The 10,942-nt window shown below is 72.1% G+C and carries 9 protein-coding genes; 4 read left to right on the top strand and 5 right to left on the bottom strand.

Features of this window, described 5'->3' with window-relative positions; genetic code table 11:
• Positions 1-14: 14 nt before the first annotated feature.
• The 4 genes from FHX53_RS08475 to FHX53_RS08460 form a co-directional block, all read right to left on the bottom strand.
• A complete protein-coding gene (locus FHX53_RS08475; protein ID WP_182490927.1) occupies positions 15-1,004 on the bottom strand; it encodes a hypothetical protein in 990 nt (329 codons plus the stop codon).
• 259 nt (positions 1,005-1,263) lie between these two features.
• Positions 1,264-2,295: a substrate-binding domain-containing protein gene (locus FHX53_RS08470; RefSeq protein WP_182490926.1), complete on the bottom strand. Its 1,032-nt coding sequence runs from the start codon at positions 2,293-2,295 to the stop codon at positions 1,264-1,266.
• Positions 2,296-2,461: 166 nt separating this feature from the next.
• Entirely contained in the window at positions 2,462-3,622 is a 1,161-nt protein-coding gene (locus FHX53_RS08465; protein ID WP_182490925.1) for a cystathionine gamma-synthase, read from the bottom strand.
• On the bottom strand, positions 3,619-5,013 hold the full coding sequence (locus FHX53_RS08460; RefSeq protein WP_182490924.1) for a cystathionine beta-synthase: 1,395 nt from the start codon (positions 5,011-5,013) through the stop codon (positions 3,619-3,621). The genes FHX53_RS08465 and FHX53_RS08460 overlap by 4 nt, the downstream gene beginning before the upstream one ends.
• Before the next feature lie 153 nt (positions 5,014-5,166).
• Between FHX53_RS08460 and FHX53_RS14050 the strand changes: the two genes are divergently transcribed.
• Together FHX53_RS14050 and FHX53_RS08450 are read left to right on the top strand one after the other, a co-directional pair.
• Positions 5,167-5,823, top strand: a complete 657-nt coding sequence (locus FHX53_RS14050) for a DUF3105 domain-containing protein (protein ID WP_182490923.1) — start codon at positions 5,167-5,169, stop codon at positions 5,821-5,823.
• Positions 5,823-6,524, top strand: coding sequence for a DUF305 domain-containing protein (locus FHX53_RS08450; RefSeq protein ID WP_343050926.1), 702 nt, complete (start codon positions 5,823-5,825; stop codon positions 6,522-6,524). The genes FHX53_RS14050 and FHX53_RS08450 overlap by 1 nt, the downstream gene beginning before the upstream one ends.
• Before the next feature lie 10 nt (positions 6,525-6,534).
• On the opposite strand, the gene FHX53_RS08445 is transcribed toward FHX53_RS08450, so the two are convergent.
• On the bottom strand, positions 6,535-8,424 hold the full coding sequence (locus FHX53_RS08445) for an ABC transporter transmembrane domain-containing protein (protein WP_182490922.1): 1,890 nt from the start codon (positions 8,422-8,424) through the stop codon (positions 6,535-6,537).
• Positions 8,425-8,567: 143 nt separating this feature from the next.
• On the opposite strand from FHX53_RS08445, the gene istA reads away from it, so the two are divergent.
• Complete coding sequence (gene istA, locus FHX53_RS08440; RefSeq protein ID WP_425488308.1) at positions 8,568-9,875, top strand: IS21 family transposase; 1,308 nt, start codon at positions 8,568-8,570, stop codon at positions 9,873-9,875.
• Positions 9,872-10,690: an IS21-like element helper ATPase IstB gene (gene istB, locus FHX53_RS08435; protein ID WP_182490920.1), complete on the top strand. Its 819-nt coding sequence runs from the start codon at positions 9,872-9,874 to the stop codon at positions 10,688-10,690. Before istA ends, istB begins: the two co-directional genes overlap by 4 nt.
• Positions 10,691-10,942: the final 252 nt, after the last annotated feature.

The following is a 10,942-nucleotide window of genomic DNA, read 5'->3' as shown; positions in this document are numbered from 1 at the left end:
ACGGGGTGCCCGCATCAGTACGGAGTGCGCCGCCCGCGCCGGCGAGGAACCCCCGCCCCCTCGAGCCGATGGGCGAAACGGCGTCGGTCGCGCAGATCGCCCCACACCAGCCGCAGCATCCCGTCGCCGGTCGAGCGCACCCCGTCCTCGCGCTCCTTCTCCTCCACGACGACCTGCTCGACCGAGCGTCCTGCGCGCACGTCAGCAGCGCGATACTTCGCGAGCCCATCGAACTCGCCGGCGAGGCCGATCGACGGCCATCGGAAGTCCGTGCGGAACACCCGACCATCCGGCAGCCGGTACTCGTGCTGCAGCTCGGGCGCCTCGAACCCGAGCTCGTGCATGAGCACGCGCGCCCACGACTCCCCGGGCGACTCGGATCGCCCGTCGGCGAAGGCGAGAGCGCACTCGAGCCGGCCTCGTCCCCGAACGAACGCGAGAGCATCCGCCACCGCCCGGATCTCGTCGACGGTCGTGACCGGCCCCTCCTTGCGGCGGCGCACGCGAACGCCCCAGTCGATCGCGGCGACCGCGCCCGCGAAGGTCGCCGACGCACTGAGCTCCGCCAGCGTGCGCGGCAGGTCGGTCAGTCGCGCGCCCTCGAGCGTGACAAGGTTCGCCGCCGGGTCGCGGGTCGCCCAGTAGCGGACGTCGCCACGGTGACGGGTGTCATCGATCCCCCATCCGAGAGCGTGGATGCTCGGCGCGGCCCCGCCATCGAGGACCGGTGCACCCCAAAGCCGCGCGGCCGATGCCCGACACAGCGGCTGGCGCACCCGGCCGAGCGCCGAGGCGGCCCACGCGCGAAGCACCTCGACCTCCCACCGTGCGAGCGCTGCGAGTGAGGCGCTCGGCACGAAGACGCCGCGGGTGAGCGCGACGAGTTCACCTCTCGAGCGCCCTCGGTGCAGTCTGCGGGAGAGCGCGATGTCATCGGGATGCTCGGCGACGACGATGGCCGCGGCGAACGCCTCGCGCACCGCCGGGGTGAAGGCTGTTGTCATGCGCGCAGTGTGCGTCGCCCGGGCCGGCGTCAGCATCGGGGGCGGCGGCCCCGTGGAACACGACTCTTCTGCGCTCCCTGCGGAGGAGCCCCGACCGCGCCCCGTACTCATTCAGGCGCGACGTGCGCCCCCGGGCGTCCGGATCGCCCGGACCAGCACGAAGTGCGGAGGGGGAGCGCGGTGCGGCGGGTCGCGGGGCGGCGCGGGGCGGGGCGGGGCGGCGCGGGGCGGGGCGGGGCGGGCGGAGCGCCCGCGGCGCCTACGCGAGCCGCGCCGTCGACTGGCGCACGATGAGCTCGGGCTGCACGGGCGCGTGACTCAGCTCGGTGTCTCCGCGCAGCTCGCCGAGCAGCACCTCGATCGCCCGCCGCCCGATCTCGGCGAAGTTCTGCCGCACGGTCGTCAGCGGCGGAGCGAAGTGCGCCGCCTCGGGGATGTCGTCGAACCCGACGATCGACATGTCGCCGGGCACCGACAGCCCCGACTCGCGGCACGCGTGCATGAACCCGAGCGCCATCTGGTCGTTGCCGCAGAACACGGCCGTGAAGTCGCGATAGCGCAGCAGCTCGAGGCCGGCGTAGTAGCCGAAGTGCGCCGTCCAGTCGCCGAGGATGGGCGCGCGCGTGCGCAGGTCGGCGTCGCCGAGCTCGCGCAGGAACCCCTGCATCCGCGCCTCGGCCTCGATCCAGTCCTGCGGCCCCGAGATGTGCATGATCTCGGTGTGGCCGAGGTCGATGAGGTGCCGCGTCGCGAGCCTCGCGCCCTGGATCTGGTCGACCCACAGCGAGTGCGCCGAGTTGAGCCCGGTCGACTCGAGCGTGACGAACGGCACCGCGACCTGCAGGTCATTGAGCGCCTCGAACACGCGCACCTGCGGCGCGATGACGATGAGCGCCTCGATCGACTGCGCCATGAGGTGGTCGAGTCCGGCCTTGATCGAGGCGTACTCGCTCGAGCTGATGTTGGTGATCGAGAGCCGGTAGCCGGCTTCGCGCGCGGCGGTCTCGATGGCCTGGATGCTCGTGGCCGGCCCGTAGTGGACGGTCTGCGCCGCGAGCACTCCGATCGTCCGCGACCGGCTCGTGACGAGCGCGCGGGCGGCCTGGTTCGGCCGGTACCCGAGCTCCTCGATGGCGGTCTGCACGCGTGCGAGCGTCTCCGGCCGGATGGACGGGCTGTCGTTGAGCGCGCGCGAGACGGTCTGGTACGAGACCCCGGCGACCCGTGCGACGTCGCGGATGTTCGGGGCGCGCACGCGCTCCGGCTCGCTCGCCTGCTCAGGACTCGACACGAGGCCCTTCCGATCCGGTGATGTGTACGTTCACATCAGCAGGCCCATTATGCACGCGGATGCCCGCCCGAGCGTGAGCGCCCGTCGCGTCGCGCGGGCGGTCAGCGGCGCTCCCGCGACCCGGCGGAGCCTCCCGCCCGGCCGATCCTGCCGCGCGATGCGGCTCTCAGCCCAGCCGCGCGAGCGACTGCCGCACGTCGGCGAGCAGATCCTCGACGTCCTCGAGCCCCACCGACAGGCGGATGATCGCGTCGGACACCTCGAGCGCGGTGCCCCGCACCGAGGCGTGGGTCATCTCGCTCGGGTAGTTGACGAGCGATTCCACTCCTCCGAGCGACTCCGCGAGCGAGAAGACGCGCAGCCCCTCGGCGAAGGCGCGCGCGGCCGCGGCGCCCCCCGCGAGCTCGAGCGAGAGCATCCCGCCGAAGTCCCGCATCTGGCGCGCGGCGAGGTCGTGACCGGGGTGCGAGGGCAGGCCCGGGTAGTAGACGCGCGCGACGGCGGGGTGCCCCTCGAGCGCCGAGGCGAGAGCGTGCGCCGAGGCCGAATGGCGGTCCATGCGCACGGCGAGAGTCTTGATGCCGCGCGTGGTGAGCCATGCGTCGAGGGGGCCGGAGACGGCGCCCGCGGCGAACTGGTGGAAGCCGACCTTCTCGGCCAGCGCGTCATCCGAGAGCACGACCGCGCCGCCGATGACGTCGGAGTGCCCGCCGAGGTACTTCGTCGTCGAGTGGATGACCACGTCGGCGCCGAGCGCGAGCGGCTGCTGCAGGTAGGGCGTCGCGAAGGTGTTGTCGACGACGACGAGGGCCCCGGATGCGTGCGCGATCTCGGCGAGAGCAGCGACGTCCGTGACCTTCATGAGCGGGTTCGATGGTGTCTCGAGCCAGAGCACTCGCGCGCCCGTCGAGGCGAGGGCCGACCGCACTGCCTCCAGGTCGTCGAGCTCGAGGGTCGTGAGCCCGATGTTCCAGTCGCCGAAGATGCGGCGCACGAGCCGGTGGGTTCCGCCGTAGACGTCGTTGCCCATGAGCACGTGGTCGCCGGGGCGCAGCACGGCGCGCAGGAGGGCGTCCTCCGCGGCGAGGCCCGACGCGAAGCTGAAGGCGTGGCTCGCGCCTTCGAGCGAGGCGAGCTGCTTCTGCAGCGAGTCGCGCGTGGGGTTGCCGCCGCGACCGTACTCGTAGCCGCCGCGCAGGTTGCCGATGCCGTCCTGGGCGTAGGTCGTCGAGAAGTGCACGGGCGGGATGACCGCGCCGGTCGTCGGGTCGAACTCCTGGCCGACGTGGATGGCGCGGGTCGAGAAGCCGTGGTCGTCGTGGATCATGAGGGGTCCTTCGCGAGAGCGCGCACGAGGTCGTGACGCGTGAGCAGGCCGACGGGGTTGCCGCCGTCGAGCACGAGCAGGGTGTCGGGCAGCTGGCCGCCGGGGCCGCGCTCTTCGAAGTGCGCGCGGGCGTCGCCGAGCGACTCGTGCGCCCCCACGAGCGGCAGGCGCGGCGCCATGGCATCGGTCACGGGGCTCGCGGTGGTGACGTCGCCTGCGCCGAGCGCGCGCAGCAACGAGCGCGAGTCGACCGTGCCCACGACCTCTCCGAGCACCGCCGGGGGAGCCGACGAGAGCACCGGCAGCGCATGATCGTGCGCCTCAAGCGCGGCGATCGCGTCGGCCACCGAGTGCTGCCGCAGCACGTGGGGCAGCGCCGCGGGGTCGGGGCGCACGGCGTCGGCGACGGTCGGCGAGCCCTGAGCGGCGGTGAAGCCGTGGCGGCGCATCCAGTGCTCGTTGAAGATCTTGCCGAGGTAGCCGCGACCGCCGTCGGGAAGCAGCACGACGACGACGTCATCGGGGCCGAGCTCGCGCGCGACCTCCAGGGCGCCGACCGCGGCCATGCCGCACGAGCCGCCGACGAGCAGGCCCTCCTCGCGCGCGAGGCGCACGGTCATGTCGAACGACTGCTGGTCGCTCACGGCCACTATGCGGTCGGTGACGCTCGGGTCGTAGGCGGCCGGCCAGAAGTCCTCACCCACGCCCTCGACGAGGTAGGGCTGGCCCGAGCCGCCCGAGTAGACGCTGCCCACGGGGTCGACGCCGACGATCTGAACGCGGCCGCTCGCACGGTCGGCGCTCACCTCGCGCAGGTAGCGGCCCGTGCCGGTGATCGTGCCGCCCGTGCCGACTCCCGTCACGAAGTGGGTGACTCGGCCGTCGGTGTCGCGCCAGATCTCGGGGCCCGTGGTCTCGTAGTGGCTGAGCGGCCCGTTGGGGTTCGCGTACTGGTTCGGCTTGAAGGCGCCGGGGATCTCGCGCGCGAGACGATCGGAGACCGAGTAGTACGACTCCGGGTCCTCGGGAGCGACGGCCGTCGGGGTGACCACGATCTCGGCACCGTACGCGGTGAGCACGTTGCGCTTGTCCTCGCCGACCTTGTCGGGAAGCACGAACACGCAGCGGTAGCCGCGCTGCTGGGCGACGAGCGCGAGCCCGACGCCCGTGTTGCCGCTCGTCGGCTCGACGATCGTGCCGCCCGGCTTGAGCAAACCCTCGCGCTCGGCGGCGTCGATGATGCGCGTCGCGATGCGGTCCTTCGCGCTCCCGCCGGGGTTCAGATACTCGACCTTGGCGAGCACGGTGGCCGAGACGCCCTCGGTCACGCGGTTGAGCTGCACGAGGGGCGTGTCGCCGATGAGGTCGACGACGGAGCGGGCGAACTTCATCCTGCGAGCCTACCCGCGCCGGGCATCCGCCCCGAAGTCGCCTGCGCCCGCCCCTGACAGGAAGTCGAAATGTCATCTGAGACAATGTGAGCGCCCTGGCCGCGCTCTCGCGCGCGCCGTCGAACCCCTCCCCTCACGGCTGGAGCCCCGAGCGTGTCGAACGACGAGAACCTCACGATCAAGCAGCAGCGCGAGAAGCGCCGCGCCGAGAAGGTCGCCGCCCTCAGGGCGAAGCAGGAGCGCGAGAAGCGCCGCAACCTCATCGCCATCGGCAGCGCCGTCGTCGGCGCCCTCGCGGTGATCGCGATCATCGTCTCGATCGTCGTCACGAGCGCTCAGCCGCGCGTCGAGCCGGAGGACATCGACATCGCCGGCCTCGAGACCTTCGACGAGATCGAGGGCGTGCACGTCGAGGGCGCCGTCGACTACGACCAGACCCCGCCCGTGGGCGGCCCGCACAACGCGGCGTGGCTCAACTGCGGCATCTACGAGCAGGAGGTGCCCGCCGAGAACGCGGTGCACTCGCTCGAGCACGGCGCCGTGTGGGTCACCTACGACCCCGAGGAGGTCACGGGCGGCGACCTGGATGCCCTGCGCGATGCGATGCCGAACACCTACGTGATCCTCTCTCCGTTCGAGGGCCTCGAGACTCCTGTCGTGGCGAGCGCCTGGGGCTACCAGGTGCAGCTCGACGGGGTCGACGACGAGCGCCTCGCCGACTTCATCGTCAAGTACCGCGCCTCCCCCGACGCTCCCGAGCCCGGCGCGCTGTGCACCCAGGCCGTCGACGGCCCCGGCAAGATCGCGTAGTGGTCTTGTCGAGCGCTGATCCGGCTCCCGCATCGTCCTCGACGGATGCCCGGCCCGAGCGCAGCCCCGCCCGCGTGCGTCTGATCGTCGCGGGGGCGCTGCTCGTGCTCGTGGCCCTCGTCGCCGGCGTGCTGCTCGGTCGCGCGACGGCGCCCGCGGGCGCCGCATCCGCCCCCGCAGCGGAGAGCGCTGAGGCCGGGTTCTCGCGCGACATGCAGACGCACCACAACCAGGCGGTCGAGATGTCGCTGCTGCTGCGCGACCGCACTGACGACGAGGAGGTCCGGCTGCTCGCGCTCGACATCGCGACCGCGCAGGCGCAGCAGGCGGGGCAGATGTTCGCGTGGCTCACCATGTGGGGCGTGCCGCAGACGTCGACCGAGCCCGAGATGGCGTGGATGGCGCTGCCGACGCTCGACGGCGGGCACGACGAGCACAGCGACGCGCACACTCCTGGCGAGCCGATGCCGGGGCTCGCGAGCCCGGAGGAAATGGCCGCCCTGCGCGACGCCGAGGGCCTCGAGGCCGAGGTGCTGTGGCTCGAACTCATGATCGAGCATCACGAGGGCGGCGTCGAGATGGCCGAGGCCGTGCTCGTGCGCACCGAGAACGAGCTCGTCACGCGGCTCGCCGGCGGAGTGGTGCAGCTGCAGCAGAAGGAGATCGACTACATGACCGAGCTGCTCGAGGAGCGCTCGTAGGTCGCTTCGCTCAGAGCGCGTGGGGCGACGCCGCTGAGGCCGACCGGCCGAAGTCGGTCGACTGCTCAGCCACGAGCCGCGCGTACACGCCGCCGAGTGCGAGCAGCTCGTCGTGCGAGCCGATCTCGACGATGCGCCCCCGGTCGATGACGTGGATGACATCGGCGCCCGCGACGGTCGACAGCCGGTGCGCGATCGCGACGGTCGTGCGGCCGCGGGTCGCCGAGTCGAGCGCCGATTGCACGACGCGCTCGGAGACCGAGTCGAGCGCGCTCGTCGCCTCGTCGAGGATCAGAACCGGGGGGTCCTTGAGCAGCACACGAGCGATCGCGATGCGTTGCTTCTCGCCGCCCGACAGTCGGTAGCCCCGCTCGCCGACGATCGTGTCGTAGCCGTCGGGGAAGCTCGCGATCGTCTCGTGGATGCTCGCCGCACGGCAGGCGACCTCGAGCTCCTCATCCGTCGCCTCCGGCTTCGCGTACCGCAGGTTCTCGGCGATCGTCGCGTGGAAGAGGTAGGTCTCCTGGCTGACGATGCCGACCTGCGCGATGAGGCTCTCCTGGTTGAGCTCGCGCACGTCGTCGCCCGCGAACAGCACGCGCCCCTCACTCGCCTCGTGCAGCCGCGGGATCAGGTACGAGATCGTCGTCTTGCCCGCGCCCGATGGGCCGACGAACGCCACGAACTGGCCGGGCTCGACCGAGAAGGAGACGCGATCGAGGGTCGGCGCCTGGTCGGGGCCGGCGTCCGGGTACCGGAAGACGACGTCCTCGAAGCGGATGCGCCCCACCTGGCGCTCGTCGACCGCGCGCGCGTCGGGCGCCTCCGTGATCGCGGGCTTCAGGTCGAGGTACTCGAAGATGCGCGCGAACAGGGCTCCGGAGGTCTGCAGGTCGAGGGCGACCCGCATGAGGCCGAGCAGCGGAAAGGTCAACCGGGCCTGCACCGTCGTGAACGCGACGAGCGTGCCCGCGGTGATCGCGACATCCGCCTGCAACAGCCACGCCGCGACGAGGTAGATGATCGCCGGGATCACGCTGAGGAAGACGTTGACCATCGCGAAGAACCACTGGCCGCTCATCTGCAGCTGCACCTGCAGGCCGCGCTGCGTCTCGTTCTCGGCGCGGTATCGGTCGACCTCGGCGTTCTGGCGGAAGAAGCCCTTCGCGAGCATGATGCCCGAGACGCTCAGGGCCTCCTGCGTGATCGCGGTCATGTCGCTCAGCGACTCCTGCGTCTTCGTCGCGATGCGCGCGCGCACCTGGCCGACGCGCTGCTGCGCCGCGATGAGCAGGGGCAGCAGGATGACCGCCGTGAGCGTCAGCTGCCAGCTCAGCAGCAGCATCGCGACGAGGGCGGCGAGCACCGTGACGGTGTTTCCGATCACGCTCGAGACCGTGTTGCTCAGCACGCTCGCGACGCCACCGACATCGTTCTGCAGCCGAGACTGGATCACGCCCGTCTTGGTGCGCGTGAAGAAGGCGAGCTCCATGCGCTGGAGGTGGTCGAAGAGGGTCACGCGCAGCTGCGCCATGACCGAGTTCCCGACGCTCGCGGTGAGGTACGTCTGCGCGATGCCGAGCCCCGCGCTCGCCACCCAGAGCACGAGCATGAGCCCGACGATGCGCAGCAGCACCGGCACGTTCGGCTCGCCCTCGGGTGGGAACAGCCCGACGTCGAACGCCTGCTGGGTGAGCAGAGGAGGCAGGACGCTGAGACCGGCGCTGACGAGCACGAGCGCGATCGTGAGGGCGAGCACGGCCTTGTGCGGAGCGAACAGCTGCGCGATGCGCGGCAGCAGGTTCGGGATGCGCGGCGCCTCGGCGTTGGCCGCCTTCTGCGCGGCGACATCGCTCCCGGCGACACGACCGCCGCGGCCTCCGCGGCTGACGGCGCTCACTGAATTTCCCCAGTTCTGCTCATCGAATCTCCCCACTCTGGGTCGCTCCGCCGCATGAGGCGGGCCTCCCTGGATGCTGGTGGTCTCTGAACACACACCAGCCCAGGAAGGCCCTGTTTCTCATGCTCTCAGAGAGGAGCAGCGTGGACATCCACGCTCTGCAGCGGCAGGGGATGACGATCAGCGAGATCGCCCGCCGCACGAACCACGACCGCAAGACGATCCGCGCCTACCTCGCCGGAGAGCGCCAACCTGGAGTCCGCCAGCGAGCTTCGCCGGACCCGTTCGATGGGTTCGTCGACTACGTCGCGGCCCGGCTGACCGAGGACCCGCACCTCTGGGCGGTGACGCTGCTGGACGAGCTCGCCGCGCTCGGCTACGCCGGCTCGTACCCGACGCTCACGCGGCAGATCCGTGCTCGGGGGCTGCGGCCAGCGTGCGTCGCGTGCGCGCATGTCACGAGGCGGGCGAACGCGGTCATCGCGCACCCGCCGGGCGAGGAGACGCAGTTCGACTGGGTCGAGCTGCCGGACCCACCGGCGGGCTGGGCGTTCCCGGGCAAGCGCGCCTACGCGCTGGTCGGCTCCCTCGCCCACTCGGGCGTCTGGCGGGCGGTGCTGTCGCCCTCGATGGACCTGCCGCACCTGCTGGCCGCGATGACGGCCGTGCTGGGCCTGCTGGGCGGGCTCACCCGCGACTGGCGCTTCGACCGGATGCGGACCGTGCTCGATCCCGCCTCGGGCGATCTGACGGCGCAGTTCGCCGCGTTCGCGAAGCACCACGGCGTGCAGGCGGTCGCCTGCCGGCCCCGCTCCGGCAACCGCAAGGGCGTGGTGGAGAAGAACAACCACACCGCCGCGCAGCGCTGGTGGCGGACCCTGCCGGACGAGACGACCCTCGAGCAGGCGCAAGCGTCCCTCCAGGCGTTCGCCCAGCGCCAGGACGGGCGCAAGCGCGAGGGCTCGGCCGGGACGACGACCGCGGCCGCGATGTTCGCCGCCGAGCGGCTGCGGCCGCTGCCTTCGGCGCCGTTCCCGGTGGTCGTCACCGAGCAACGCACCGCGACCCGGCAGGCGCTGATCGACTGGCGCGGCAACCGCTACTCGGTCCCGCCGGAGCTGGCCGCGGCGCGCGTGCACGTCCGCTGGCGGCTGGCCGCGGACACGATCGACATCGCCACCGCCGCCGGCACCGTCATCGCCCGCCACCGGCTCGCCGAGCCCGGGCTGGGCGTCACGATCCGCGACACCGGCCACGTCACCGCGCTCGAGACGATCGCGCTCGCCTCGGCCCCGCCCGGACGACCCCATCGTCGCAAGGAGCGCATCCCGCCCGGCAGCGCGGCGCTGCGCGCCGCCGGCATCCTCACCGGCACCGCCGGACCCGTCTCGACCGTCACCGACCTGGCCGCCTACGAGCAGGCCGCGAAGAACAGGAACACCCTCCCATGACCACCCACACCCACACCACCACCGCGACGGCGGCGAGCGTCTATCAGCAGCTGCGCGGCCACCTGGCCGAGCTGAAGCTCGCCGACGCCGCCGAGGCTCTCCCGTCCGTGCTGGACCAGGCCAGCGCCGAGGGCTGGTCGCTGACGCAGGCGCTCGAGCGGCTGCTGCGCGTCGAGGTCACTGCCACCGACGCGCGCCGCCTCGCCGGCCGTCACCGGTTCGCGAACCTCCCCACCGGCGCCACCCTGGCCGACTTCGACCTCGACGCAGCCTCCGGCATCGACCGGTCGCTGCTGGCCGAGCTCGGCACCTGCCGCTACCTCGAGACCGCCACCAACGTGCTCCTCATCGGCCCGCCCGGCGTCGGCAAGACCCACATCGCCACCGGTCTCGGCCACGCCGCCGTGCACGCCGGCTACCGCGTCTATTTCACCTCCGCCGCCGACCTCGCCGCCCGCTGCCACCGCGCCGCGATCGAGGGCAAGTGGTCCACGATGATGCGCTTCTTCGCCGGCCCGACGCTGCTGATCATCGACGAGCTCGGCTACCTGCCGCTGCCCGGCGAGGCCGCCTCCGCCCTGTTCCAGGTCATCAACCAGCGCTACCTGAAGACCTCGATCGTGATCACCACGAACCGGCCCGTCGGAGCCTGGGGCGAGGTCCTCGGCGACACCACCGTCGCCGCCGCCATGCTCGACCGGCTCCTGCACCGCTCCGTCGTCGTCACCCTCGACGGCGCCTCCTACCGGCTCCGCAACCACCACGCTGCCGCGGACGAGCTCCGCCGCGTCACCACCGGCACCAACCCGCGCTAACCTGACCCCGCGACCTGGGGAAGTTCGATGAGCAACTCTGGGGAAATTCGCTGAGCGCCGTCACGGCCGCCCATGCCTCCGCCGCCCATGCCGCCGCCCGACCCGTGTCCCATGCTCACGTCGCGAGCCTAGATCGGCACCGCCGACAGTGCGCCGGGAGGCGGCGCGGCCCTGAGCGGGCACCGAGCGCACCGCGCGCGATGGCGACGGATGCCCGGGGCGCGCCCGCGGGCATCCGTCGCATGCCACGAC

Source organism: Microcella alkalica, from assembly GCF_014137945.1.
Classification (GTDB): domain Bacteria; phylum Actinomycetota; class Actinomycetes; order Actinomycetales; family Microbacteriaceae; genus Microcella; species Microcella alkalica.
The sequence above is the reverse complement of the archived record's forward strand: the minus strand, read 5'-3'. Positions and strand labels throughout refer to the sequence as shown.